Annotated in this window: 23 protein-coding genes; 5 read left to right on the forward strand and 18 right to left on the reverse strand. The window is 72.6% G+C overall.

Annotated elements, in window-relative coordinates; genetic code table 11:
* Positions 1 to 1,193, forward strand: a 1,193-nt coding sequence (locus FLW16_RS40765) for an alpha/beta fold hydrolase (protein WP_142566344.1), incomplete at its 5' end; no start/stop codon positions are given.
* 152 nt (positions 1,194 to 1,345) lie between these two features.
* Here FLW16_RS40765 and FLW16_RS44260 read toward each other — a convergent pair.
* Entirely contained in the window at positions 1,346 to 1,510 is a 165-nt protein-coding gene (locus FLW16_RS44260; protein WP_185949819.1) for a hypothetical protein, read from the reverse strand.
* A gap of 407 nt (positions 1,511 to 1,917) precedes the next feature.
* Here FLW16_RS44260 and FLW16_RS45750 point away from each other — a divergent pair, with 407 nt between their 5' ends.
* Entirely contained in the window at positions 1,918 to 3,312 is a 1,395-nt protein-coding gene (locus FLW16_RS45750; protein WP_142566345.1) for a ricin-type beta-trefoil lectin domain protein, read from the forward strand.
* A 40-nt stretch (positions 3,313 to 3,352) separates the two neighbouring features.
* Here FLW16_RS45750 and FLW16_RS40775 read toward each other — a convergent pair whose 3' ends face one another.
* The 7 genes from FLW16_RS40775 to FLW16_RS40805 form a co-directional block, all read right to left on the reverse strand.
* A complete protein-coding gene (locus FLW16_RS40775) occupies positions 3,353 to 3,793 on the reverse strand; it encodes an ester cyclase (protein WP_142566346.1) in 441 nt (146 codons plus the stop codon).
* A 31-nt stretch (positions 3,794 to 3,824) separates the two neighbouring features.
* Entirely contained in the window at positions 3,825 to 4,604 is a 780-nt protein-coding gene (locus FLW16_RS40780) for an SDR family NAD(P)-dependent oxidoreductase (protein WP_142566347.1), read from the reverse strand.
* Positions 4,601 to 6,424 carry an ABC transporter ATP-binding protein gene (locus FLW16_RS45755; protein WP_142566348.1) on the reverse strand — a complete coding sequence of 608 codons (1,824 nt, stop codon included), beginning with the start codon at positions 6,422 to 6,424 and terminating at the stop codon, positions 4,601 to 4,603. The genes FLW16_RS40780 and FLW16_RS45755 overlap by 4 nt, the downstream gene beginning before the upstream one ends.
* Entirely contained in the window at positions 6,421 to 7,275 is an 855-nt protein-coding gene (locus FLW16_RS40790; protein ID WP_142566349.1) for an ABC transporter permease, read from the reverse strand. Before FLW16_RS40790 ends, FLW16_RS45755 begins: the two co-directional genes overlap by 4 nt.
* The gene (locus tag FLW16_RS40795; protein ID WP_260616148.1) at positions 7,272 to 8,210 is read right to left on the reverse strand and encodes an ABC transporter permease; all 939 of its coding nucleotides are present in this window, start codon (positions 8,208 to 8,210) and stop codon (positions 7,272 to 7,274) included. Before FLW16_RS40795 ends, FLW16_RS40790 begins: the two co-directional genes overlap by 4 nt.
* A gap of 5 nt (positions 8,211 to 8,215) precedes the next feature.
* Positions 8,216 to 9,931 carry an ABC transporter substrate-binding protein gene (locus FLW16_RS40800; protein WP_142566350.1) on the reverse strand — a complete coding sequence of 572 codons (1,716 nt, stop codon included), beginning with the start codon at positions 9,929 to 9,931 and terminating at the stop codon, positions 8,216 to 8,218.
* A 279-nt stretch (positions 9,932 to 10,210) separates the two neighbouring features.
* Positions 10,211 to 11,113: a LysR family transcriptional regulator gene (locus FLW16_RS40805; RefSeq protein WP_142566351.1), complete on the reverse strand. Its 903-nt coding sequence runs from the start codon at positions 11,111 to 11,113 to the stop codon at positions 10,211 to 10,213.
* Positions 11,114 to 11,557: 444 nt separating this feature from the next.
* On the opposite strand from FLW16_RS40805, the gene FLW16_RS40810 reads away from it, so the two are divergent.
* Positions 11,558 to 12,499, forward strand: a complete 942-nt coding sequence (locus tag FLW16_RS40810) for a C39 family peptidase (RefSeq protein ID WP_142566352.1) — start codon at positions 11,558 to 11,560, stop codon at positions 12,497 to 12,499.
* 66 nt (positions 12,500 to 12,565) lie between these two features.
* Here FLW16_RS40810 and FLW16_RS40815 read toward each other — a convergent pair whose 3' ends face one another.
* From FLW16_RS40815 to FLW16_RS40845, 7 genes are all read right to left on the reverse strand, one after another.
* Entirely contained in the window at positions 12,566 to 13,231 is a 666-nt protein-coding gene (locus FLW16_RS40815) for an alpha/beta hydrolase (RefSeq protein WP_221891544.1), read from the reverse strand.
* A gap of 144 nt (positions 13,232 to 13,375) precedes the next feature.
* Complete coding sequence (locus FLW16_RS40820; RefSeq protein WP_142566354.1) at positions 13,376 to 14,122, reverse strand: copper homeostasis protein CutC; 747 nt, start codon at positions 14,120 to 14,122, stop codon at positions 13,376 to 13,378.
* Positions 14,123 to 14,162: 40 nt separating this feature from the next.
* Positions 14,163 to 15,113, reverse strand: coding sequence for an asparaginase (locus FLW16_RS40825; RefSeq protein WP_142566355.1), 951 nt, complete (start codon positions 15,111 to 15,113; stop codon positions 14,163 to 14,165).
* The gene (locus tag FLW16_RS40830) at positions 15,100 to 15,930 is read right to left on the reverse strand and encodes an amino acid ABC transporter permease (RefSeq protein WP_142566356.1); all 831 of its coding nucleotides are present in this window, start codon (positions 15,928 to 15,930) and stop codon (positions 15,100 to 15,102) included. The genes FLW16_RS40825 and FLW16_RS40830 overlap by 14 nt, the downstream gene beginning before the upstream one ends.
* A complete protein-coding gene (locus FLW16_RS40835; protein WP_142566357.1) occupies positions 15,927 to 16,571 on the reverse strand; it encodes an amino acid ABC transporter permease in 645 nt (214 codons plus the stop codon). Before FLW16_RS40835 ends, FLW16_RS40830 begins: the two co-directional genes overlap by 4 nt.
* Entirely contained in the window at positions 16,571 to 17,500 is a 930-nt protein-coding gene (locus tag FLW16_RS40840; RefSeq protein WP_142566358.1) for a glutamate ABC transporter substrate-binding protein, read from the reverse strand. The genes FLW16_RS40835 and FLW16_RS40840 overlap by 1 nt, the downstream gene beginning before the upstream one ends.
* A 22-nt stretch (positions 17,501 to 17,522) precedes the next feature.
* On the reverse strand, positions 17,523 to 18,251 hold the full coding sequence (locus FLW16_RS40845; protein ID WP_142566359.1) for an amino acid ABC transporter ATP-binding protein: 729 nt from the start codon (positions 18,249 to 18,251) through the stop codon (positions 17,523 to 17,525).
* A gap of 104 nt (positions 18,252 to 18,355) precedes the next feature.
* On the opposite strand from FLW16_RS40845, the gene FLW16_RS40850 reads away from it, so the two are divergent.
* Positions 18,356 to 19,498 carry an ROK family protein gene (locus FLW16_RS40850; protein ID WP_220506223.1) on the forward strand — a complete coding sequence of 381 codons (1,143 nt, stop codon included), beginning with the start codon at positions 18,356 to 18,358 and terminating at the stop codon, positions 19,496 to 19,498.
* 27 nt (positions 19,499 to 19,525) lie between these two features.
* The gene (locus FLW16_RS40855; protein ID WP_185949820.1) at positions 19,526 to 20,191 is read left to right on the forward strand and encodes an HAD hydrolase-like protein; all 666 of its coding nucleotides are present in this window, start codon (positions 19,526 to 19,528) and stop codon (positions 20,189 to 20,191) included.
* Positions 20,192 to 20,394: 203 nt separating this feature from the next.
* On the opposite strand, the gene FLW16_RS40860 is transcribed toward FLW16_RS40855, so the two are convergent.
* Genes FLW16_RS40860 through FLW16_RS40870 form a run of 3 tightly spaced genes read right to left on the reverse strand, consistent with a single transcriptional unit; the run spans position 20,395 to position 24,541 of the window.
* The gene (locus tag FLW16_RS40860) at positions 20,395 to 22,098 is read right to left on the reverse strand and encodes a glycerol-3-phosphate dehydrogenase/oxidase (protein ID WP_221891545.1); all 1,704 of its coding nucleotides are present in this window, start codon (positions 22,096 to 22,098) and stop codon (positions 20,395 to 20,397) included.
* 45 nt (positions 22,099 to 22,143) lie between these two features.
* Positions 22,144 to 23,661 (reverse strand): glycerol kinase GlpK, encoded by a 1,518-nt coding sequence (gene glpK / locus FLW16_RS40865; protein WP_142566362.1) that lies wholly within the window; start codon positions 23,659 to 23,661, stop codon positions 22,144 to 22,146.
* A 43-nt stretch (positions 23,662 to 23,704) separates the two neighbouring features.
* Positions 23,705 to 24,541 carry an MIP/aquaporin family protein gene (locus FLW16_RS40870; RefSeq protein WP_142566363.1) on the reverse strand — a complete coding sequence of 279 codons (837 nt, stop codon included), beginning with the start codon at positions 24,539 to 24,541 and terminating at the stop codon, positions 23,705 to 23,707.
* Between the last annotated feature and the right edge of the window lie 127 nt (positions 24,542 to 24,668).

Raw genomic sequence — 24,668 nt, forward strand, 5'->3', positions numbered from 1 at the left:
CGCCGGACCAGCGGAACCACGCCCTGCTCGACCTCGTCCGCACCGAAGTCGCCACCGTCCTCACCCACCCCAACCCCACCGCCATCCCCACCGACCGACCCCTCATCGAACTCGGCCTCGACTCCCTCACCGCCGTCGAACTCCGCAACCGCCTCACCACCACAACCACCCTCCGCCTCCCCGCCACCCTCACCTTCGACCACCCCACCCCCCAAGCCATCGCGGCGTACCTCGACCGGGAGCTGCCCGGCTCGGCGAGCGGCCCGGCCGGACCGGCCCGCCGTACGGACCCGGGCGCCGGCGGAGGACTGGCCGCCCTGCACCGGCGGATGCACGAGACGGGCAAGCACGACGAGGCGGCCCAGTTGCTCGTGGCGGCGTCGCACGCGCGAAGTCAGTTCGGCGCGCCGGACCGGGACCGGTACGCGCTGCCGCCGGTCAGGCTGGCGACGGGACCGGGCCGGGTGTCCGTGGTCTGTTTCCCCGCGCTCAGCGCGATCTCCGGGCCGCACGAGTACTCCCGGTTCGGGCAGGCGTTCCGCGACGACCGGAACGTGTACGTGGTGCCGTCGCCGGGATTCACCGACGGAGAGGACGACGCGCTGCCCGACTCGCTGGAGACGCTGATCCAGATGAACGTCGAGGGCCTGCGCGAGTGCGTGGGCGACGAGCCGTTCGTCGTCGTGGGCCGCTCCATGGGCGGCTGTGTGGCGCACGCCGTCACGGTGGCCCTGGAGGAGCAGGGCCTGCGGCCGGCCGGGCTGGCGCTGATCGACAGCTACCCGATCGACGCCTCCGCACAGGACGGCATGGACTGGTGGCAGGGCGCGATGATCGGCGGCATGCTCGAACGCATCGACCGGTTCGACATGACGCTCCATGACACCAGGCTGACGACGATGGGCGTCTACAACCGGTTGTTCATCGGCTGGCAGCCGAAGCCGGTGGACACTCCGATCCTGCTGCTGCGTGCCGTCGAGCCGCTGCGCGGCACCACGGTCGAGGCGGACGACCCGGCCCGCTGGCAGGCGTACTGGCCGGTGGCGCACGATGCCCTGAACATCCCCGGCGACCACTTCACCACGCTGGAGGAGCACGCGGGCACGACCGCGGAGGCGATCCGCGCCTGGATCGGCACGCTACGCCTGGAAGAGCCGGAGGATCGCGAGGAGGCCGAGGAGCCCGCGGCCTGACACGGCGGGCCGGCCGCGACCACCGCTCTGCCGTCGCCTGCGCGCGGGAGCGTTCGGCGTGCCCGGCTTCGGCGAGGCGATGGCCGTGACGACGAAAGACCGCCCCACACGCGTGGGGCGGTCTTGTCTCAAGCCATCGGCACCGCTGGTCGTTACGGCACGTCGTAGCAGGTCATCCAGCCGTAGTCCTCAATCCAGCACGGGTAGCCCTTCGGCTCCCTGGGCCTCGCCTCCGCCGGGCTGGACAGGACGCCGAACGCGGTGACGGCGACGGCGACGGTCGCGATGGCGGCCGCGGCGCGCTTCAGGGACTTCATGACACAACTCCTGTCGTAGGCGTCTTCGGTGACGCTCTCATCGGCCGGGCGAGGTCGCCCCGGCGATGACGTGTTTCTGCTGACACGAACGAGTAGACAGGAGCCCACTTGCGGAAAGATTGGTTACCAGTTGTATCCGGCTTGGACGCGTGAGAAGTCCCCCGGCGGGGAGCTACCGCACGATGCCCAGACGGCCGGGCAGGACTCGTACTCGACCCGCCTCGTGAAAGTTTCGAGTCGTCCGGGGGCGACGGACGACCAGGGCCGAGGTCAGCGCGGGAGGGCCGGCAGGCGGGGCGAGCCGGACATTGCCCCTCCCCCGGACCATGGCTATGGTCCGGGGGCACCCGAAGCCGGAAGCCGGCGTTCCGTGACCCCGCCCGCCCCTTCCCCCAGATGAGGCGCCCATGAGACGAATACTCACGAGGTTCACGGCGCTCGGCACGGCCGTCCTGACGATGGCCGGGCTCTTCACGCCCGCCCCCGGGTTCGCCGCCGCCGCGACGCTTCGCCCTGGCGTCATGTGGAACGACACGGCGGGCAACCGGCTGCAGGCGCACGGCGCCGGCGTGTTCAAGGTCGGTTCGACCTACTACATGGTCGGCGAGGACAAGACCGCCGGGGCCACGTTCACGGCGGTCGCCTGCTACTCCTCGACCGACCTGGCCACCTGGACCCGGGTGGGCAACGCGCTGAGCCGGCAGAGCAGCGGCGACCTCGCGGCCGGGCGCATCGTGGAGCGGCCGAAGGTGATCTACAACTCCGCGACCGGCCAGTACGTGATGTGGGTGCACATCGACAACACCTCCTACAGCGACGCGCGTGCCGGGGTGGCCACCAGTTCGACACCGTGCGGGCCGTACACCTACCGCGGTTCCTCACGTCCGCTCGGGTACGAGAGCCGGGACCTGGGCCTGTTCAAGGACGACGACGGCACCGCGTACCTGCTGACCGAGGATCGCAGCCACGGCCTGCGCATCGATCGGCTCTCCGACGACTACACCCAGGCCGTGAGCACGGTCGCGGTGCTCGCCGACCTGGAGTCCCCGGCGATGGTCAAGGTCGGCGGACGGTACTTCCTGTTCGCCTCGCACCTGACGGGCTGGTCCACGAACGACAACGTCTACGCCACCGCCGGCTCGCTGTCCGGGCCGTGGAGCGGATTCACCACCTTCGCCCCCGTCGGCAGCCGCACGTTCGACTCCCAGACCTCCTCCGTCGTGCCCGTCTCGGGTTCGTCGGGCACCACGTACGTCTACATCGGCGACCGGTGGAACCCCAACGACCTCAACAGCTCCACTCCCGTCTGGTTGCCGCTCACGATCAGCGGCGCGACCGCCTCGATGAACGCGTTCTACGACTCCTGGACGATCGACACGGCCACCGGCACGTGGGCCGGCCCGCCGGCCCCGCAGAGCTTCACGCTCGTCGGCGCCCAGTCGGGCCGCTGCCTCGACGTCGCCGGCGGCGCCCCTGCCAACGGCTCGGCCGTCCAGATCTACGACTGCAACGGCGGCGCGGGCCAGAAGTGGTCCCTCACCTCCTCCGGCGAACTGCGCACGTTCGGCGGGACCAAGTGCCTGGACGTGTTCGACCAGAGGACCACGGCGGGCTCCTCGGTAGGCGTCTGGGACTGCAACGGCGGCGCCAACCAGAAGTGGACGCTCAACTCCACCGGCGCCGCCGTCGGCGTCCAGTCGGGCCTCTGTCTGGACGTGAACGGCAACCAGACGGCCAACGGCACCAAGGTGCAGATCTGGACCTGCAACGGCGGCGCGAACCAGAGGTGGACGCGCACCTGAGGATCGGCCGCCGCACCGGCCCACGGGGTGCGGGACGGCCTCAGGCGGTGAGCTGCCGCACGATGCCCAGACGGTCAGGCAGGACCTCGTACTCGACGATCCGCCCGTCGCGGAACCGGATCGTGCTGATGCTCCGGCCGGTGAAGCGACGCCCGCTCGGCGGGGCGCCGAACACCTCGCCGCGCTGGACACCCTCGATGGTCCAGTAGACGACGACCCGATCGCCCTCTGCGACGGTGTCCGTCACGGTCGCGGTCACGCCCTCGACCGCCGAGCGCAGCCAGGTGATGTGCTGGACGAACCCCTCACGCCCCAGGTTGCCCCCCGCGGGGCCGGCGGCGTCCGTCGCGTCGTCGGCGACGATCTCGTCGAGGACGCCGAGCCGGCCCTGCGAGACGACCTCCTCGTAGAAGCGTCTGGCCACCGCGCGGTTGATCTCCGTGGTGCTCGTCCCCGTGGTGCTCGTCTCCGTGGTGCTCACGGGCGTTCTCCTTGTCTGGTCGTTACGAGGGTCACCGGCGTACGGCCGGCAGCGGGAGGATTCCGAGGCTCGCGTCGAGGCCGCCGTCGACGACCAGCGTGGTTCCTGTGACGTACGACGCGGCGGGCGAGGTGAGGAACCAGACGGCCTCGGCCTGCTCGCGGGGCTCGGCGAACCGCTGGAGCGGGATGCGGCGCTCGAGCTCCGCGGTGAACGCCGGATCCTGGCGCACCCCGGCGTTGATCCGCGTCCAGGTGAGCCCGGGGGCGAGGGCGTTGACCCGGATGCCGTCGGGCGCGTGGTCGATGGCCGCGGCACGGACGAGATTGATCAGCGCGCCCTTCGAGGCGTTGTAGGCCCAGTTGCCGGGGTCGGCGCGCAGTCCGGCGACGGAGGCGGTGACGACGACCGCACCGCCTCCCACCGCCCGGAGCGCGGGCGCGGCGGCCCAGATGCCCAGGATCGGCCCGCGCAGGTTGACGGCGAGGATGCGGTCGGCGGCCTCCACCGCGCCGGGCGACTCCCACGGCCGGGTGCCGCCGATGCCGGCGTTGAGCACGACCGCGTCGAGCCGGCCGAACTCCCGCTCCGCCAGCGCGACCGCGGCCAGGTTGGTGTCCTCCAGGGACACGTCTCCGGCCAGCGTCACCACGCGGTCGAGCGTGGCGAGCTCCTTGAGCGCGTGCTCGTCGTGGTCCACGGCGAGCACGGCGACGCCGCGCTCGGCGTACAGCTCGGCGGTCGCCCGGCCGATGCCCGAGCCCGCTCCGGTCACGAGGACGGCGCGCGGGCCGGGGGTGGATGAGGTCATGACAGGCCCTCCAGGTTCACAGTGGATGCGGCTCGTCCCGCCGCCCGTCCCGCGTCGATCCTCGGGACGGCGGCGAGCAGTTCGGCGGTATAGGTGGCACGCGGGGCGCGGAAGACGTCCGCGACGTCACCGGTCTCGACCAGGGCCCCGTCCTTCATCACCGCCACCCGGTCGCAGACCTGGCGGACGACGCCCAGGTCGTGCGAGATGAACAGCAGCGCCACCCCGGCCTCGCGCCGCAGCCGGGCGAGCAGGGCCAGGATCTGCGTCTGGACGGTGACGTCGAGCGCGGAGACCGGTTCGTCGCAGACGATCACCTCGGGCCCGGGGGCGAGCGCCCGCGCGATCGCCACCCGCTGACGCTGGCCTCCGCTCAACTGGGCGGGGCGCCGGTCCAGCAGGGCGTCGTCCAGCCCGACCTCGGCGAGCAGCGCGGTGACCCTCTCGCGCCGCAGGCGCCGCGGCATCCTTCCCTGCACCGCCTCCCCGACGACCCGTTCGACGGTGAACCGCGGGTCGAACGAGCTGAGCGGGTCCTGGTCGACGAGCTGGATGCGGGAGCGGCGGGCGCGCCGGGCGCGCTCCCGCAGCCCGCTCCACGCCTCGCCGCCGAGCAGCACGGTTCCGGCGTCGGGGGCGATCTCGGCCAGCACGATCCTTGCGATGGTGCTCTTGCCCGACCCCGATTCGCCGACCAGGCCCAGCGCCTCGCCCGCGCGCAGGTCGAACGACACGTCGTCGACGGCCGTACGCCACGAGCCGCCCGGGGAGCGGTACCGCTTGGTCATCCCCCGCACCGAGACGACCGCGTGGTTCTCCACCCGGCGCGGCGCCGCCGTCCTGTCGGGAGCGAGGGCGGGCCGTCCCCGGCCCGCGTGGAAGCAGCGAACCTCCCGGCCCGGCCCGTACGGCACGGGCGGCGGTAGCTCGGCGCGGCAGCGATCGTCGGCCAACGCGCAGCGCGGCGCGTACGGGCAGCCGACGGCGGCCGGAGGACCGGTGCGGACGAGGGGCAGTTCCCGCGGCGGGCCGTCCACGGCGGGCACGGCGGCCAGCAGGTCGGCGGTGTAGGGGTGGGCGGGCGCCCGCAGCAGCGTGTCCGCCGGTCCCCGCTCCACGACGAGTCCCGCGTAGAGGACGGCGACGTGGTCGGCGAGCCGGGCCACGACCGCCAGGTCGTGGCTGATGAGCAGCACTGCGGTGCCCGCTCGCGTGCGCTCCCCGAGCAGGTCGAGCACCTGCGCCTGCACGGTGACGTCGAGGGCCGTGGTGGGCTCGTCCGCGACCAGCAGCGACGGGCGGGCGGCGATCGCGGAGGCGATCAGAGCCCGCTGCCGCAGGCCGCCGGACAGCTCGTGCGGATACTGCAGGAACCGAACGCCGGGGTCGGGCACGCCCGCCTCGGCCAGCAGCCCGATCACCTGGTCGTCGAGGTCGTCGCGGCCCGCCAGGCCGTGCACCTCCAGCGCCTCCGCCACCTCGTGCCCGACCCGGCGGAGCGGGTCGAGCGAGGTCAGCGCGTCCTGCAGCACGTAGCCGATGCGGCGCCCGCGCAGCCGCCGCCACTCGCGGCCGCTCAGCCGGCGCAGGTCGCGCCCCTCGAAGGACAGGGCCCTGGCACGCACCCGCGCGCCAGGACCGGCGAGACCGAGCAGCGTCCGGGCGGTGACGCTCTTGCCCGATCCCGACTCGCCCACGACCGCGAGGCACTCCCCCGCGCGCAGCGACAGGTCGACGTCGCGTACGGCCCGCACCACGCCGCGCCGGGTGGCGAAGTCCACCGACAGCCCGGTGACCTCCAGCAGGGGTGGCTCGGTCATCCTGCCTCCCGTCCTTCGTAGCGGGCCTGCAGGGCCCGGCCCACGACGGTGGCCGACATGACGGTCAGCGTGATGGCACCCCCCGGGAACAGGGCCAGGGTCCAGCTCGCGTCGAGGTAGTCGCGCGCCTGCGCGAGCATCGCCCCCCACTCGGGGGCGGGCGGCCGCGGGCCGAGCCCGAGGAAGCTCAGCGAGGCCCCGGCGATGAGCGCGGTGCCCACGTTGATCGTGGCCAGGATCAGCAGCGGCGCGACGACGTTGGGCGCGATGTGCCGCAGCAGGATCCTGGCCGGCGTCAGCCCCAGGTTGACCGCCGCCCGCACGTACGCCGAGCCGCGGACCACCAGTGCCTGCGCCCGGACGACCCGGGCGAAGCCCGGCGCGAGCGCCACGGTGATGGCCAGGACGGAGTTGCGCGTGCCCGGCCCGAGGACCGCCACGACGAGCATGGCCATCAGGATGGCCGGGAACGACAGCAGCACGTCGGCCAGCCGCATGGCCGCCTCGCCGGCGAGGCGACCGCCCAGCGCCGCCAGCAGGCCCCAAGCGGAGCCCGCGAGCCCGGCCAGCAGGGTGGAGCCGACGCCGACCAGCAGCGACGGCCGGGCGCCGAAGACCAGCCGGGCCAGCACGTCGCGGCCGAGCTGGTCGGTGCCGAGCGGGTGGCCCGCCATCGGACCGCGCAGCGCGAGGGCCGGGTTCACCTGGTCAGGGCCGTGGGCGAGCAGGCCGGGGGCGAGGGCGGCGAGGCAGACGAGCGCGAAGAACGCGGCGGCCAGCGCCGCGCCCACCCGCGCGGCCTCCATCCGCAGGCGCGGGAGCGGTACGCCGTACGAGCCCGGGGCGGTCATGCGGCGGCCTCCCTGATGCGGGGGTCGACGAGCCCGTAGAGCAGGTCGAGCCCGATGTTGATCAGCGAGAACGTGAGCGCGGAGAGCACGACCACGCCCGTCACGACCGGGAAGTCCCGGCCGCGCACCGCCGCCACCACGACGTGGCCGAGGCCCTGCCGGGCGAAGACGGTCTCCACGACGACGGTCCCGGCGAGAAGCTCGCCGAGCACCCATCCGGAGAGCGTGAGCACCGGCAGCGCGGCGTGCCGCAGCGCGTGGCGCGCCCGGATGCGGTGCTCGGTGGCGCCCCTCGATCTCGCGGTCAGGGCGAACGGCTGGTCGAGGGCGCGTTCGAGCCCCTCCCTGGTGACCTGGGCCAGCACACCGGCGATGGGCAGCGCGAGCGCGGCGCACGGCAGCACCAGCGCGGCCGGTCCGTCGTCGCCGAGCACGGGGAACCAGCGCAGCCGGAAGGAGAAGACGGCGAGCAGCAGGACGCCGATCCAGAAGTTCGGCGTCGAGATCGAGCAGAACTCCAGGACCCGGGAGACCGCCCGAGCGCGCGGCCTGCCCGCCGTGAGCAGGGCCAGCGCGACCGCCAGGCAGAAGCCGAGGAGGGCCGCCCCCGCCGCGAGCGCCAGGGTGGGACCGAGTTGCTCGCCGATCACGCTGCTCACCGGCCGGCCGAGCTGGTAGGAGCCGCCGAGGTCGGCGCGCAGGAGCCGGCCGAGGAACAGGACGTACTGCACGGCGACCGGCCGCCGCAGGCCGTACTGGTCGCGGATCGCGTCGAGCACCTGGGGGGTGGCGTTGGCCTGGACCCCGCCCGCGATGATCCGGGCAGGGTCGCCGGGCACCAGCCGCATGCCGGCGAAGGCAAGCGTCGCGGCGCCCCACAGCACGAACAGGGTCAGCGCCAGCCTGCGGGTCAGCCGGAGGGCCAGCGGAGCCACCGGGATCAGGCCCCCAGCCAGGCGCCGTGGAAGATCGGATAGGTCTGGGCGTCGAAGGCGACGCCGCGCACCTTCGCCGAGAACGCGGTGAGCTGCACGGGAGTGTAGAGCGGCAGCACGTACGCCTGCCGGAGCACCTCGTGCTGCACGGCGGCGTAGTCCTTTCCCGCCGTCGCCGGGTCGGAGGTCTCCGCCGCCTCCTCCACCCACGTGTCGATCTGCGGCGAGTCCACCAGCGCGACGTTGCCGCCGGCCTTCGCGTAGGTGTTGCCCGAGGCGAACGCGAAGCGCAGCACGTCGGGCGTGGGGCGGGCGAAGCTCACGTCCACCAGGTCGTAGCCGCCCCCGATGAGGTACTTGCCGACGAACGCCCCGGTGTCCACGGCCGGCCGTTCGATCTTGATGCCGACGAGCTTGGCCTGCGCCTGGATGCCCTCGGCGAGCACGTCGCGCTGCTCCTTGTTGCCCTCCGCCCAGTAGGGCCAGGTGAGGGTGAGGGTCTTGCCGTCCTTGACGCGGTAGCCGTCGGGGTCCGTCTTCGTCCAGCCCGCCTCGTCGAGCAGCCGCTTCGCCTCGTCCGGGTCGTACGACGCCAGTTCGCTCTCGGCCGTGGGGTCGTAGGCCGCCGTGGTGCGGCTGAGCGGATTGCGCGCGACCGGGAAACGGCCGAAATAAATGTTGCGCACGAGTTCTTCGACGTTCACGGCGGCCGACAGGGCGCGCCGCACGCGCACGTCCCGCAGCGGCCCGCGGGTCTGGTTCAGATAGAGGTTGTAATTCAGGCCCGGCGTCTCCTGGGAATTCAGCGTGAAACCGGTGAGGGACTGCAGCTTTCCGGCGTTCACCGGGGGGACGCCGGCGATCGCCTGCACCTGCCCGCTGGTGAGGGCGCCCCACCGGGTGGCGTCCTCGGGGACGAACTCGAACACCAGGGTGTCGAGGTAGGCCGCCCCCTGATGGGAGGCGCCGGCGGGAGGCGAGGCGTATCCGGCGTTCTTGCGCAGCGTGACGCGCTTGTCCTTCTCCCAGGAGACGTAGGAGAAGGGTCCTGTGCCGACCGGCCGGTAGTCCGCGACGGGCTTCGCGAGTGCCGCCGGGCTCTGGATGCCCAGGTAGGGCACCGACAGCGCCTGCAGGAACGGGGTGAAGGGCCGTTTCAGCGTCACCTCGACGACGTGGTCGCTCACCACCCGCGACTTCTCGTACGGCGCGATCAGCGAGGCGGCGTAGGCGGACTTGGTGGCCGGGTCCACGACGTGGTCGAGGCTCGCCTTGACGGCCTCCGCCGTGAACGGCGTGCCGTCGTGGAAGGCGACCCCCTCCCTGAGGGTGAACGTGTAGGTCTTCCCGTCTCCGGACACGGTCCATTTGGTGGCGAGCCAGGGCCCGAAGGTGTCCGGGCCGGTCTGCGCGACCAGGGAGTCGAAGACGTTGCGGTCGATCAGGCCGGTCACCGCCGTGGCCGCGACGGCCGGGTCGAGCGACACCTGCGTGCCGGCCAGGGCGTAGGTGAGGGTGCCGCCGGCCACCGGGCCCGCGCCCGCCGCCCGGCCGGTCGGCCGCTCGTCCCCGCCGCCGGCCGAGACGACCAGGACCACGACGGCGACGATGATCACCGCCAGGACCGCCCCCAGGACGGCCGGGCGTCGGGAGCGCAGGCCGCGCCTCCTCCTGGCCGGCCCGTCGTCGACGCGGGTGGCGGTGTCGTCGCTCAGTGACATCGGTGGAACCTTCTCTGTCGCGCGGGGGCACAGGGGTATGCGGGAGGAACAGGCGTGCGGAAGCGCCGGACAGGCCCGTGCGGCGGGACCGCACCATCCCGTCACACGGGCCCGTCACACGGACCCGTCACAGGGCCGGGCCCAACCCCCGGAAATGCCGGCAATGCCATTCAGCGGAAATTCGAATTTCCGATCCGGCGGCTAGATCACACCATATTCCAGCGAGCCGGTCAATATGAGAGTTCCCTTGTCGCGGCCAATCGGTTTCGCCTATCGATATCAATTCGAATTCCCGATGGAAAGCTGCCCTGAACGCGCTCCGGAGAAATGTGCGACAGACGAGAAGAACGCGTTGAGCGCCTCGCCCGCGCGCGCCTCGATGGCCGGGTCCAGCCCCTGCCGGCTCACCAGGCGCAGCCCGACGGCCTCCTGCGGGGGCAGCGGCGCGATCTCCTCCAGGCCGTCGGGAACGCCGTACGCGGTGGGCAGCAGGGCGAGGCCGAGGCGCGCGCGTGCCGCCGCCAGCACGCCTTCGAGGTTGGTGGCCTCCGTCGTGATGCGGACCGACCAGCCGAGGCGTTCCAGCACGCGTACGGCCTGCCCTCGCAGGGCGCACGGCTCCTGGAAGGCGACCAGGGGCACCGGCCGGTCCGGCGGCGGGAGGAACAGGCCCGGGGCGCCGAGCCAGCGCAGCGGCAGCGTGGCGACCTGCCTGCCCCCGACGTTGGGCACGACACCGAGGATCAGCGCCATGTCGAGCGTGCCGCGCAGGGTCGCCTCGGCCAGCGTGGTGCTGCGGTCCAGCCGGAACACGACATCCTGCGCGGGCAGCGACGACATCAGGGCGCTCAGGAGGTCGGGCAGCGCCCCGTATCCCGCGTGCTCGACCGCGCCCACGGTCAGGGTGGCGGGACGCTCCGCGCCGAGGCGGCCCATGGCCTCGTCGTGCACGGCGAGCAGCCGCCGCGCCTCCACCAGCAGCGCCTCGCCCGCGACGGTGAAGCGGGTCGACCGGCCGGTCCGCTCGACCAGCGGCTGCCCGATGACGCGTTCCAGCGATCGGACATGCTGGCTCACCGTCGGCTGGCTGGTGCGCAGGGCGGACGCGGCCCGTCCGAAGCCACCGCACTCGGCGATGGCCACGAAAGTTCGCAGTTGCACGAGATCGAGCAATGCTCCCATGGCCGCATCATAGCCCAAAACCCACATTACCTACATAGAATTAGGGCTGTTATCTCGCGAACCCCGGCGAGAACGCGAGCACGGTGCGGAACGAACCGCCGTTGCCCATAGCCCGAAGGACCTTGACGGAGGCCCGCTCGGCAGCTTACGGTCAGGACCGAAACTGAAAGATCAAGAACGGGGCGCGTGGTCACAGGTCCGCCGGCCCGGCCGTCGCCGTGCCCGGCCCGCGCGCTCCCATCGTGACGGCTCCGCCACCGGCGGGGCCGGGGTGAGGGCGCCGCATGACGTCCCCGGCGGAGGCGTTTCCTCACCCTCCTCGCGCTGCACAGAAGGGACGGACGCGCGGAGTCCGGACGGCGGTCCCGGCGCGCGGACCGGACCGGCGCGGCTCGAGCCATCGACTAGTGAAAGGGACCCGGCACTGTGCGGAAAGTGCTTTCTGTGTTACTCACGCTACTGGTGGGGACGGTCCTGGGGGTCGTCACTCTGTCATTTCCGGCCCAGGCCGGAATCTGGCACGAATATCCGGTGGCGGCCAACAGGACCTGCAGCGCCACCGCGGTCTACAACGGGACCAGCTACCAGACGTGCCTGGAGTTCAACGACGCCCGCACGCAGGTGCGCGCCATCGTCTTCGTCAAGCCGGGCGCGTACACCAACTTCCAGGCCAACCTCACGCTCTCGTTCGGCGGCGGTGGTCCCGTCATCTCCGACTCGTGCCCGACGATGACCGGGAACTCCCCGCGCGCCTGCTACACCGCGTTCACCGACCTGCGGCGGCCGTACGCGGTGGTCGACGCGAACGTGGGCATCGCGGGGACCTGGATGACGCCCCTGCGCGCCCTCGACATGCGGTTGTCTCCCAAGGAGCAGGAGAACTCGAACTGGTGCGGACCCGGCGCCGTGCAGACCATCATCGCCACGATGGGCCTATCCGCTCCGCCCCAGTCCACCCTGGCGGACCTCATGGAGACCACGGCCCTGGGAACGATGCCCTGGATGATGAAGCTCGGCCTCAACGGGTACGTTTCCCAGGACTTCCCCTACGGCGACTACCGCGTGCCCAGCACCGGGCTCGCCCGGATCCGGGGCCTCGAGGTCGTCGTGAAGTCGCTCTCACGGGGGCGGCCCGTCGCGGTGCTGGTCAAGCCGGGGCAGCTCCCCTGGTCCCCCGGCAGTTCGGCGTACTACCGGCACTACATCGTCATCCACGGGTTCGGCGGGCACCAGTGGTCCGAGCCGGGCTTCTGGCCCTGGGTGCCGGACAACTTCAAGGTGTGGGACCCGGGTTCGGGCCACGAGGGCAACCTCACCATGGACCAGTTCTTCCTCGCCGTGCTCGGCGCCGACAGCAGCGACGACGCCTGGGTGATCTCCACGTAGGGCCTGCTCTCTCCGGGGCCCGCTCTCCGGGGCCGGGCCACCCGGCCCCGGAGCGCCCGCGTGCGCTCACCCCACTGCCAGCCACCAGCGGACCGCGGTGGCGGCCGTCTGCGGTGGCACCTGGTGGCCGCCGCGGAACTCCTCGTACGTCACCTCGTAACCGCTCTCCCGCAGGTCGGGGACGAGCCGCCTGCTGCACCGGTCGATCGGCAGAACCCGGTCGGAGACCCCGTGCGAGACGAAGATCCGGGGACGGCCGTGCCGGATCATCGGCGCCATGAACCCCGGAGAGAACGCGAGCACGGCGTGGAACAGGTCGCCGTTGGCCAGGCCCAGCGACAGGGCATAGGAGGCGCCGTCGGAGAAACCCGCCACGGCCACGCCGTCGAGTTCGACGGCCGTACGGGAGAACGCCTCCTCCAGCGCGGCGTCGATCCTGGACACGTCCGCGCCGTATCCGCCGACGATCACGTCCCAGGTGGCGGAGACGGCCTGCGGCGCGAGCAGCAGCACGCCGAGCTCCTCGGCCTGCGGCAGCAGCCACTCCAGCGCCTGCTCCGCCGCGCCGCCCGCGCCGTGCAGCACGACGGCGAGCGGGGACGGCCCGGGTCCCAGAGCGGGCGGAACGTAGAACAGGGCACGCCCGCCCAGGCGGTGGAGCCCCGGCACGAGAGGCGCGGCATGCTGAGGCGGCACCGCGACGGGACGGGCGGACAGGCGGCCGTGTCGCACGCCCTCCTCTGGCCCCGGATGGGGCCGGCTCCGCTCCGGTGTGGCCATCGGCCTCACCTCCCGCCCACGGGTCTACCCGTCCTGGCCGCCGGTCACCGCATTCCCGGCGGCCAGGGGACCAGGTGGTTCGGGGGCCGGCGGCCTTCAGCCGCGGGTGGCGGCGATCACCTCCGTGACCAGGCCGGGCGAGGTGACCCGGCGGACGTACTCGGGCTGGCGCAGCTCACCGCCCATGAAGGGGTACGGGTTGCGGTGGACGGCCGGGCTGGCCTCCTCCACCAGGGCGGCGAAGTGGATCTCCCTGGCCCCGGTCGCCTCGACCACGCGGCTCACGTTGCGCGGGGTGATGCCGCCTCCGGGCATGACGATCAGCCGGTCGCCGGCCCGCTCCACCAGTTCGGCGATCAGCGGCGCGCCCTCCAGGGCCGAGCTGTCCTGGCCGGAGGTGAGCACCCGGTGGATCCCCAGGCCGGCCAGCGTCTCCAGCGCGGCGAACGGGTCGGCCGTCATGTCGAAGGCCCGGTGGAAGGTGACCGAGAGCCCGCCGGCCGCGTCGATCAGCCGCCTGGCCACCTCGGTGTCCACCTCCCCTTCCGGGGTGAGCGCGCCGATCACGACGCCCTGCGCCCCGGCGTCGCGTACGGCCGCCACGTCGCGGACCATGGCCGCGACCTCGTGCTCGTCGTAGACGAAGTCGCCGCCGCGCGGCCGGATGATCACGTGGACCCGGATCGACGAGACCGCCGCCAGCGTGGCCTCGACCGTGCCCAGGGTGGGCGTCAGGCCGCCCTCGAACAGCGCGGCGCACAGCTCCACGCGGTGCGCGCCCGCCCGCTCGGCGGCCAGCGCCCCGGCGGTGCTGTCGATGCAGATCTCGTACGTCAGGCTCATGTCTCCCCTAATCGAAAACCGCCACTCAGAAAACGGCCATTCAGAAAACGGCACGGATCTCGCCGACCGGGACGCCCCCGCCCAGCACGGGAACGGTCGCGAACTCGCCCGCCGCCGAGACGTCCGCGCCCGCGGCCCGCAGCGCGGCGAGCGCGACGGCGGTCGTCGCCCGGGGGCCGCCGTCGATCGCCTTCACGGCCGCCGCGTGCCCGGAGGCGAGCGCCACGACCAGCACTCCCTCGGCGCCGCCCTTCACCACGGCGCCGGGCAGCGCCCGCATCAGGCGCGTGTTCACGTGGCCGGTCCCGCCGACGTACTCCGGGTGCGCCCGCATGGCGTCGGCGACCGCGCGCGGCGGCGTCCCCGGCGCGGACACGACCATGGCGCGTACGGCGCGGGCCAGGCCCGTCAGCGAGATCCCGAACAGCGGGGCGCCGCACCCGTCGACGGCGACGTGGGCGGCCTTCTCCCCCGACAGCTCCTCCACCACCGACCTGACCCGCTCCTGCACGAAGTGGCCGGGGTCGAGGTAGGTGGCCGTGGGCGCGCCCGCGGCGACGGCGGCGGCGAGCATCGCGGCGTGCTTGCCCGAGCAGTTCATCCGCTCCCGCGACGGCCCGAGGCCCGCCCGGACCAAGGCCTGCCGGGCGGCCTCGTCCTCGGGCCAGTCGGGCGGGCAGCGCAGGTCGCCGAAGCCGAGCCCGGCCTCGCCGAGCATCCCGGCCACGAGCCGCACGTGGAAGTCCTCCCCCGTGTGGCTGCCCGCGGCGATGGCGAGCGCGGGGCCCTGCAGGTGGGCCCCGGCGAGCAGGCAGGCGAGGGCCTGGAACGGCTTGGCCGACGAGCGCGGCAGCACCGGCGCGTCCACCGGCCCGCGCGCGACGGCGACCTCACCGCCCGCCGAGAGCGCGACCGCGCTGCCGAAGTGGACGCTCTCCACGAAGCCGGACCGCACGACCTCCGCGAGCGGGGCGTATTCAGCGAGGGACACGGATGATCCTCCTGCGCGTCCCGCCCCTGCCCGCCACGGAGCGGTCGAGGGAACGGGCGAGCGCGGACAGCGACGCGTTGACCACGAGGTAGACCAGCGCGACGACGATGTACGTCTGGATGAGCAGGCCGTTGTAGTTGGCCAGGACCTTGCCGCTGTAGAGCAGCTCGGCGTAGCTGACGACGAAACCGAGCGAGGTGTCCTTCAGCAGGCCGACCGACTGGCTGACGATCGAGGGCAGCACCCGGCGGGCCGCCTGCGGCAGCACGACCAGCCGCATCGACTGCCCCTGGGTGAGCCCGAGGGCCAGGGCGGCCTCCCCCTGCCCCCGCTCCACGGACATGATCCCGGCGCGGAAGATCTCGGCGAACGCCGCGGCGTTGGACACGGCCAGCGGCACCACGAGCTTCCAGAACAGCGGCAGGTCCAGGCCGTACCTCGGCAGCGCGAACAGCACGAGGTAGACCAGCAGCAGCGCCGGGATCGTGCGCACGGCCTCGACGTACGCGGCGGACGGCAGTCGGACCGCGCGGCGGCGCGACAGCCGTCCGAGCGCTAGGGCGATCCCGGCCGCCATCGCGAGCGCGGCGGACACGACGGCGGCCAGCGCAGTGGACCACAGCCCGCCGAGCAGGTAGCGCCACATCGGCCAGGTCGCGTACGGCTGCCAGCGCTCGGCGGCGAGCTGCCCGTTGGCGGCGAACTGGCGCACGGCCAGGGCCAGCAGGGCGAGCAGCACCAGCACGCCCGCGACGGTGGCGAGACGGATGCGGCGGCGGGCGCGCGGCCCCGGCTCGTCGAACAGCAGGTTGCTCACCGCGCCACCGCCAATCGCCGTTCGAGCCGCCCCGTCACGAACCCGGCGCAGGCGGCGATCGCCGCGTACGCCAGGCCCGCCCCCACGAAGATCGGGATGGGCTGCGCCTCCAGCAGGTTCACCCGGTTGGCGGCGGCGGTCAGCTCGACCACGCCCACGGCCGCCGCGAGCGAGGTGTTCATCGTGAGCGCGATGAAGATGTTGCCGATCGGCTGCACGACGGTCCGCAGCGCCTGGGGCAGCACGACGTGGCGCAGCGACTGGCCGAACGTCAGCCCCAGGGCGCGGGCCGCCTCGCCCTGACCGGCGGAGATCGCGTTGACGCCCGAGCGGAGGGCCTCGGCGATGTAGGCGCCCTCGTACAGCGCGATCACCACGATGGCCGTGGTGGTCAGGCCGGCCGTGAGCCCGATCTCGGGCAGGCCGAAGACCGCGAGCACGAGCAGCACGAGCAGCGGGAGGTTCTGCAGGGTCTCGACGTAGACGGTCGCGACCGTGCGCAGGACCGGGACCGGCCCGACCCGCATCGCCACGATCACGAGCCCCACGGCCGCGGCGCCGACGAACGACGCCGCGGTCATCTGGAGGGTCACGACCAGCCCCTGCCAGAACTCGGGCAGGTGATCAAGCAGCGCCGACATCAGGAACCCGGCACCGACCCGATCTCGGGCGGCGTGGGGGCCTCGCCCTGCACGACCGTGCCGAGGGAGTTCTTCCAGATGTCCTGCCAGACCCCGTTCGCCTGGATCTTCTTCAGCCAGTCGTTGACGAACGACTTGAACTGGTCGTCGCCGTGCTTGAGGCCGATGCCGTACGGGTCCTGGGTGAACGGCTTGGTCACGACCTGCAGTTCGGGGTCCTTCTTGGCGTCGGCGACCAGCAGCGTCTCGTCCTGCACGTAGGCGACGCCACGGTCCTGCTTGAGCGCCTGGACGCACTCGGGGTCGCCGCCGAAGGTGATGATCTTCGCCTGCGGCGCGAGCTTCTTGATCGTGGGAATGGCGGGGGTGTTCGCCCCGGCGATGACGGTCTTGCCGTTCAGGTCCTGCGGCGAGGAGATCCCCGTCGTTCCCTTCTTGACGGCGATGGACAGGCCGGAGGAGTAGTACGGCCCGGCGAAGGCGACCTGCTCGGCCCGCTCGGGGGTGATCGTGTAGGTCTGGAAGACCACGTCGACGGTGCCGTTGCTCAGCAGCGCCTCCCGGGTCTCGGACGCCGAGTTGACGATCTTCACCTTGGGCTGCCCGATGATGTACTTGGCCAGCGCCTTGCCGAGGTCGGCGTCGAAGCCCTCCACCTCGCCGGTGGCGGGGTTCTGCTGGGACAGCAGCGGCGCGTCGAGCGAGCCGCCGACGATCAGCTCGCCGCGCTGCTTGATCTTCTCCATCGTCGAGCCGGGCAGGATGTCCGCGGCGGCGGCCACCGGGGCCTTGGCGAGCACGCCACCGCCGCCGCCCTCGCTCGCGCCCGCGCCCGGCACGGCCGAGCCGGCCGAGTCCGTCCCGGCACAGGCCGTCAGGCCGGCCATCGCCACCGCGGCGACAGCGGCCACCCGCTTAATGGACACCATCGGGGTCCACCATCCTTTGCGATCAGTGCGTGAGTACCTTGGCCAGGAAGTCCCTGGCCCGATCGGTCCGGGGGGAGTCGAAGAAGGCGTTCGGCTCTCCCGTCTCGACGATCCGGCCGCCGTCCATGAACACCACGCGGTCGGCCGCGCGGCGCGCGAACCCCATCTCGTGGGTGACGACGACCATGGTCATGCCGTCGGCGGCCAGGCCCGTCATCACGTCGAGGACCTCGCCGACCATCTCCGGGTCGAGCGCCGAGGTGGGCTCGTCGAAGAGCATGACCTTGGGCCGCATGGCGAGCGCGCGGGCGATGGCGGCGCGCTGCTGCTGACCGCCCGACAGCCGCGCGGGCTGCTTGGCGGCCTGCTCGGCGATGCCGACCCGGGCCAGCAGCTCGTGGGCGGTCCGCTCCGCCTCGGCGCGGCTCACGCCGCGCACCTTCATCGGCGCGAGCATCACGTTCTCCAGCACGGTCTTGTGCTGGAAGAGGTTGAAGTTCTGGAAGACCATCCCCACGTCGGCCCGCAGCCGGGCCAGCGCACGGCCCTCCGCGGGCACGGGCACCCCGTCGACGAGGATCTCGCCCGAGTCCGCCGCCTCCAGCCGGTTGAGGCACCGGCACAGCGTCGACTTGCCGGACCCGGAGGGGCCGATCACCACCACGACCTCGCCGCGCGCCACGTCGAGGTCGACGTCGTGCAGCACGTGGTGCTCACCGAACCACTTGTTGAGGCCTCGTACCCGAATCATCGCCATCTTCCTTCGAAATCGAAGATATGGCGGACCGTAATGGATGATTCTGGGCGAAGTCAACGCGCTGGCGCATAAAGTCAAGTCGTGGTATTCCTTCCTCCATGCCAGGCAAAGAGAGGTTGCCGGTGCGGGGGGCGCAGGGCGACCTCCTGCGCCTCGTCGCCGCCGGCCACGCCGAGTCGCGGGCGGAACTCGCCCGCCTGTCCGGCCTGGCGGCCTCCAGCGTCTCGCTGCGTGTCGAAGAGCTGATCGGCAGCGGGCTGCTGGTGGAGGAGGGCGCGGGCACCTCCCGCGGCGGGCGGCGACCCCGCCGGCTGCGGCTCAGCCCCAGCGCGGGACTGCTCGCGGTCGCCGATCTGGGCGCCCACCACGCGCGCCTCGGCCTCCTCGACCTCAGCGGCACCCCGCTGGTGGTCGAGGAGCGCCCCTGTGAGATCGCGGACGGCCCCGAGGCGACCATCGACTGGATGGCCGCCGCGTTCGAGGACCTGCTGGCCGCGCACGGACCGCCCGGGGTCCCGCTGCGCGGGGTCGGCACGGGCATCCCCGGGCCTGTGGACCCGGCGACCGGCCGGGTCGTCGCGCCCTCGCGCATGCCCGGCTGGAACAACTTCCCCGTCGCCGAGCGCCTCGGCGCGCACTTCGACCTGCCGGTGCTGGTGGAGAACGACGCCAACCTCATGGCGGCCGGGGAGGCCAGGTCGTGGCCGAAGTGCGAGACGCTGATGGTGCTCAAGGCCGGCAGCGGCATCGGCTGCGGCGTGATGGTGAACGGCGCGCTCCACCGGGGGCGGGGCGCGGCCGGGGACATCAGCCACGTGCGGGTCAGGAGCGACTCGTCGGTCACCTGCTCCTGCGGGCACGACGACTGCCTGGAGGCCTACGCCAGCGGCGCGGCCCTGATGAGCGTGCTCAACGAGCAGGGCATCGAGGTGCGGCGGCCGGCCGACGTCGTCGCGCTGGTCGAGGACGGGGTGCCCGAGGCAACCGCCCTGGTGCGCAACGCCGGCCGGCTCATCGGCGAGGTGCTGACCGTGCTGGTGAACTTCATCAATCCCGACGCGATCGTGGTCGGGGGCAGCCTGTCGCCGGCCGAGCCGCTGATCGCGTCGATCCGCGCGGCGGTGTACGAGCGGTGCCTGCCGCTGGCCACCCGCGACCTGGAGATCTCCACCACCCGGTCGGGGCCCGACGCCGCCCTGCTCGGCGCCGGATCCCTCCTGCTCGACGCCGTGCTCGCCTGAACACCGACCCTGAATGGACAGCCGTACGTGACCCGATACTGCCTCTTCGACCTCGACGGCACGCTGACCGACCCCGAGACCGGCATCGTCGCCTCGCTGCGGCACGCCCTTTCCGCGGTCGGGATCGCGGAGGTGGAGCACGGGCGGCTCCGCGCCATGATCGGGCCTCCTCTTCAGGACGGCTTCCTCCTGCTCGGCGTGCCGCGGGAGCGTCTCGACGAGGCGGTCCACGCGTACCGCGACCGCTACGCCGACGGGATGTACGAGAACGAGGTCATCGCGGGAATCCCCGCCGTACTGGAGGCTCTCGTTGCCGACGGCTGGACCCTGGCGGTGGCGACGTCGAAACCGGCCGTCTACGCGGAGAAGATCCTGGTGCACTTCGGGCTCGACGGCTTCTTCGCGTACGTGGCCGGGGCGACGCTCGACGGGTCACGACGGCACAAGGCGGACGTGGTCCGGCACGCGCTCGACGTGCTCGGCGCCCCGCCCGAGGCGACCGTCATGGTCGGCGACCGCATGGAGGACGTCGCCGGCGCGGCCGCCTGCCGTGTGCGGAGCATCGCCGTGACGTGGGGGTTCGGCGAGGCGGCCGAATTCGCCGATCCCGGCCTCATCGCCGTGGTGGACACGCCCGAGCGCCTTCTCGACGTACTCACGCAGACGGCGGCCGGCGCCCCTTCGGCGAACTGAACGACGCGAACGTGCCCGGCGTCGGCCACACAGGATGTGACGGTCGAAGAAGCGGGACAGGGATGACCGGCTCGGCCACCGGACGAGGTCGATCAGGGCAGGCTCCCCCACGGACGCCGTCCCGTCCGCCCCTCCCCCGGCTCTGACGATGCGCGGCGGCCTCGGCCGGTCGGAAGACAGGCCGAGGCCGCCGCCTCCGATCTCTAGGCCACGTGCCGCGCCGGGGTGGCCGCGGCGAGCCGTACGGCGTTGGCCGCGGCGTCGTCGATCTCACGCTGCGCGGCGAGGTCGGCCTCCACCCCGGACCGGTAGGCGTCGATCTCCGCGCGCACCCGGTCGTCGTCCCAGCCGAGGGCGGGCGCGATGAGCGCGGCGACCTCGGGGGCCGCCGCGAGCCCGTGGTCCCGCTCCTCGATGAAGACCCGGGTGCGGCGGACCAGCACGTCCTCCAGGTGCAGCGCCCCCTCGTGCGTGACCGCGTATACGGCCTCGGCCTTGAGGTAGCCCTCGGCGCCGGGGATCGGCTCGCCCAGGCCGGGGTCGGCCTCGATCAGCGCGAGCACTTCCTCGACGCAGGAGCCGTACCGGCCGAGCAGGTGCTCGACGCGCGCGACGGGCAGCCCCGCGCGCCCGGCGAGGCGCCGCCTGTTGTTGCGCAGCGCCTCGAAACCCGCGGCCCCGAGGACGGGGACGCGGTCGGTGACCGACGCGGGCACCTTCTGGCCGAGACCCGCCACCGCGACGTCGACCGCGTCCTTGGCCATCACCCGGTAGGTGGTGTACTTGCCGCCCGCGACGATCACCAGGCCGGGCTCGGGCCGGATGACCGCGTGCTCCCTGGACAGCTTGACGGTCTCCGACCCCGACGCCGACCCGCCCAGCAGCGGGCGCAGGCCCGCGTAGACGCCCTCGATGTCGTCGTGGGTGAGCGGCGTCCGCAGCACGGCGTTGACGTGCTCCAGGATGTAGTCGATGTCGGCCCGGGTGGGGGCCGGCTCGACCTTGTCCAGGTCCCAGGGGGTGTCGGTGGTGCCGACGATCCAGTGCGGACCCCAGGGGATGACGAACAGCACGCTCTTCTCGGTGCGCAGGATCAGCCCGGTGTCGAGGCGGATCCTCTCCCTGGGCACGACCAGGTGCACGCCCTTGGACGCCTGGACGGTCACCGACCCCCGCGAGCCCGGCGACGCCCCCGCGAGCCGCTGGATCTCGTCGGTCCACACGCCGGTGGCGTTGACCACCTGGCGGGCCCTCACGCGCAGCTCGGCGCCGCCCTCCAGGTCGCGCACCACCGCCCCGGTCACCCTGTCACCATCGCGCAGGAACCCGGTGACCTTGGTGCGGGTGGTGACGCACGCGCCGTACTGCATGGCCGTGCGGGCCACCGTCATCGTGAAGCGGGCGTCGTCGACCTGGGCGTCGTAGTACTGGATCGCCCCGACGAGCGCGTCGCTGCGCAGGCCTGGGGCCTCGCGCAGGGCGCGGCTGTGGCTGAGCTGGCGGTGCCGCGGCAGCGCGCGGGCGCCGCCGAGCGTGTCGTACAGAAGCACGCCCGCGCCGACGTATCCGCGCTCCCACACGCGGTGACGCAGCGGGAACAGGAACGGCACCGGACGCACCAGGTGCGGGGCCAGCCGGGTCACCAGCAGGCCCCGTTCCCTGAGCGCCTCCCGCACCAGCCGGAAGTCGAGCTGCTCCAGGTAGCGCAGCCCGCCGTGGATCAGCTTGCTCGACCGGCTCGAGGTGCCGGCCGCGAGGTCACGGGCCTCCACCAGCGCGACGGACAGACCGCGCGAGACCGCGTCGAGCGCGACCCCGGCGCCGACCACCCCGCCGCCGACGACCAGGACGTCGAACTCGTCCTCGGCCAGCCTCCGCAGCGCCGCTTCCCGAGCGCGGGGACCCATGGGTACAGACATATCGGTGTTTACTCCCTCGTTTTGTCAGCCGGCTCAGTCGACGTCGACCCAGTCGAGCGTCCGCTGGACGGCCTTGCGCCATCCGGCGTAGCCGCGCTCGCGCTGCTCGTCGCTCCAGGTGGGCTCCCAGCGGCGGTCCTCGTGCCAGTTCCGCTTCAGGTCGTCGGTGGACTTCCAGAAGCCGACGGCCAGCCCGGCCGCGTACGCGGCGCCGAGCGCAGTGGTCTCGGCCACCACCGGACGCGACACCGGGACGCCGAGGATGTCGGCCTGCATCTGCATGCACAGCTCGTTGGCCGTCACGCCGCCGTCCACCCGCAGCACGTCGAGGACGACGCCGGAGTCCTGCTCCATCGCGCCGACCACGTCCTTGGTCTGGTAGCAGATCGACTCGAGCGTGGCGCGGGCCAGGTGGGCGTTGGTGTTGTAACGGGACAGGCCGACGATGGCGCCGCGGGCGTCGGACCGCCAGTAGGGCGCGAACAGCCCGGAGAACGCGGGCACGAAGTAGACGCCGCCGTTGTCCTCGACCTGCCGGGCGAGCGCCTCGCTCTGCGACGCCCCCGAGATGATGCCGAGCTGGTCGCGCAGCCACTGCACGGCCGAGCCGGTGACCGCGATCGACCCCTCCAGGGCGTACACGGGCTTGCCCGAGCCGAACTGGTAGCAGACCGTGGTGAGCAGGCCGTGCTGGGAGCGCACGAGCTCGGTGCCGGTGTTGAGCAGCAGGAAGTTGCCGGTGCCGTAGGTGTTCTTGGCCGTGCCGGGCTCGAAGCAGACCTGGCCGACGGTCGCGGCCTGCTGGTCGCCGAGGTCGCCCGCGAGGGGGACCTCGCCACCGAGCGGGCCGCCGGCGCGGGTCACGCCGTACAGGTCGGGGTTGGAGGAGGGCCGGATCTCGGGGAGCATCTGGCGGGGAACGCCGAAGAACGACAGCAGCTCGTCGTCCCAGTCGAGCGTCTCCAGGTTCATCAGCATCGTGCGGCTGGCGTTGGTGGGGTCGGTGACGTGGACGCCGCCGTCGACGCCGCCGGTCAGGTTCCACAGCAGCCACGTGTCGGTGTTGCCGAAGATCGCGTCGCCGCGCTCGGCGGCCTCGCGGACGCCGGGGACGTTCTCCAGGATCCACTGGATCTTGCCGCCGGAGAAGTAGGTGGCGGGCGGCAGGCCGGCCTTGCGCCGGATCACCTCGCCCTTGCCCTCCCGCTCCAGCGCCGAGGCGATGCGGTCGGTGCGGGTGTCCTGCCAGACGATGGCGTTGTAGTACGGGCGGCCGGTGCGCCGGTCCCAGACGACGGCGGTCTCGCGCTGGTTGGTGATGCCGAGCGCCGCGAGGTCGGATGCGTGCAGGCCCGCGGTGCGCATCGCGGTCTCGACGACCGCCCGGGTGCGCTCCCAGATCTCGGTCGGGTTGTGCTCGACCCAGCCCGCCTGCGGCAGGATCTGCTGGTGTTCCAGCTGGTGGCGGGCGACCTCGTTGCCCCCGTGATCGAAGATCATGAATCGGGTGCTCGTCGTCCCCTGGTCGACCGCGCCGACGTAGTCTGCCATTCTCGTTGCGCCTCTCGTCTCGTAAGAGCTGTGACTCGGGTGATCAGCCGGCCTGCGCGGCGGGCTCCGGCGTACGGCCGGGCTCGGGCGCGTCGGTACGCGGCAGGAAGCGGGCGACCAGGAGCTGGTAGAGCCCGGCGCCGATGACGCCGCCGACCAGCGGGCCGATGATCGGCACCCAGAAGTAGAGCCCACCGTACTGATCGCGGAACGCCGAGCCGTACCCCGTGAAGAACGAGGCGAGGCGCGGGCCGAAGTCGCGGGCGGGGTTGATGGCGTAGCCGGCGTCGGTCCCCCACGCCATGCCGATCGCGACCACGAGCAGGCCGACGATGACCGGCGCGAGGTTGGCGAGCGGCGCCGAGTTGCGCTCGTCGGAGATCGCGAAGATCAGGAACAGCAGGATCGCCGTGCCGATGATCTGGTCGCGCAGCGCTCCCCACTGGGTGACCGGCAGCGTGCCGTTGCCGGGAAGGGTGGAGAAGACCCCCTGCGTCTTGATCGTGTGCCCGGGGTCCACCTTGGCCAGGACCTCGGCGTAGTTCCACCGGACGAGCAGCGCCGCCACGAAGGCGCCCGCGGTCTGCGCCAGCGCGTACGGCAGGACCTTCCGCCACGAGAAGCCCTTGAAGACGGCGAGGGCGACCGTGACGGCCGGGTTGAGGTGGGCGCCGCTGAGGCGGGCGGCCGTGTAGACGCCGAGGGTCACCCCCAGGCCCCACGCCCACGCGATGCTGTCGTGGTCGCCGATGCCGCCGGCCGCGACCTGGGCCACGACGCCGACGCCGAACAGGATGAGGATCGCCGTGCCCGCGAACTCGGCCGCGAGCTCACCCGCGAACGGGTTGAGTAGCCGCCGCTCGCTTCGCCCTTCTGCCATGTGTCTCCTCCTTGACCACGCCCGTCACGTCCCCGAAGTGCTCGTTGTGAGCACTGCCGGTTGTCCGGACGTTAAACGGCGCCCAAGGGAGCGTCAACGAATGATCGTCGGCATTGTCGAACACTGG

It is taken from the genome of Microbispora sp. KK1-11, assembly GCF_006874435.1.
Classification (GTDB): Bacteria; Actinomycetota; Actinomycetes; order Streptosporangiales; family Streptosporangiaceae; genus Microbispora; species Microbispora catharanthi.

What these genes read in the sequence shown, in the direction of transcription:
- FLW16_RS45755 (WP_142566348.1), bottom strand. Translation starts at nt 6,424, where the DNA reads ATGACCGAGCCACCCCTGCTGGAGGTCACCGGGCTGTCGGTGGACTTC.
- FLW16_RS40790 (WP_142566349.1), bottom strand. Translation starts at nt 7,275, where the DNA reads ATGACCGCCCCGGGCTCGTACGGCGTACCGCTCCCGCGCCTGCGGATG.
- FLW16_RS40800 (WP_142566350.1), bottom strand. Translation starts at nt 9,931, where the DNA reads ATGTCACTGAGCGACGACACCGCCACCCGCGTCGACGACGGGCCGGCC.
- FLW16_RS40835 (WP_142566357.1), bottom strand. Translation starts at nt 16,571, where the DNA reads ATGTCGGCGCTGCTTGATCACCTGCCCGAGTTCTGGCAGGGGCTGGTC.
- FLW16_RS40805 (WP_142566351.1), bottom strand. Translation starts at nt 11,113, where the DNA reads ATGGGAGCATTGCTCGATCTCGTGCAACTGCGAACTTTCGTGGCCATC.
- FLW16_RS40780 (WP_142566347.1), bottom strand. Translation starts at nt 4,604, where the DNA reads ATGACCTCATCCACCCCCGGCCCGCGCGCCGTCCTCGTGACCGGAGCG.
- FLW16_RS40870 (WP_142566363.1), bottom strand. Translation starts at nt 24,541, where the DNA reads ATGGCAGAAGGGCGAAGCGAGCGGCGGCTACTCAACCCGTTCGCGGGT.
- glpK (WP_142566362.1), bottom strand. Translation starts at nt 23,661, where the DNA reads ATGGCAGACTACGTCGGCGCGGTCGACCAGGGGACGACGAGCACCCGA.
- FLW16_RS40820 (WP_142566354.1), bottom strand. Translation starts at nt 14,122, where the DNA reads ATGAGCCTGACGTACGAGATCTGCATCGACAGCACCGCCGGGGCGCTG.
- FLW16_RS45750 (WP_142566345.1), top strand. Translation starts at nt 1,918, where the DNA reads ATGAGACGAATACTCACGAGGTTCACGGCGCTCGGCACGGCCGTCCTG.
- FLW16_RS44260 (WP_185949819.1), bottom strand. Translation starts at nt 1,510, where the DNA reads ATGAAGTCCCTGAAGCGCGCCGCGGCCGCCATCGCGACCGTCGCCGTC.
- FLW16_RS40860 (WP_221891545.1), bottom strand. Translation starts at nt 22,098, where the DNA reads ATGGGTCCCCGCGCTCGGGAAGCGGCGCTGCGGAGGCTGGCCGAGGAC.
- FLW16_RS40840 (WP_142566358.1), bottom strand. Translation starts at nt 17,500, where the DNA reads ATGGTGTCCATTAAGCGGGTGGCCGCTGTCGCCGCGGTGGCGATGGCC.
- FLW16_RS40845 (WP_142566359.1), bottom strand. Translation starts at nt 18,251, where the DNA reads ATGATTCGGGTACGAGGCCTCAACAAGTGGTTCGGTGAGCACCACGTG.
- FLW16_RS40850 (WP_220506223.1), top strand. Translation starts at nt 18,356, where the DNA reads ATGCCAGGCAAAGAGAGGTTGCCGGTGCGGGGGGCGCAGGGCGACCTC.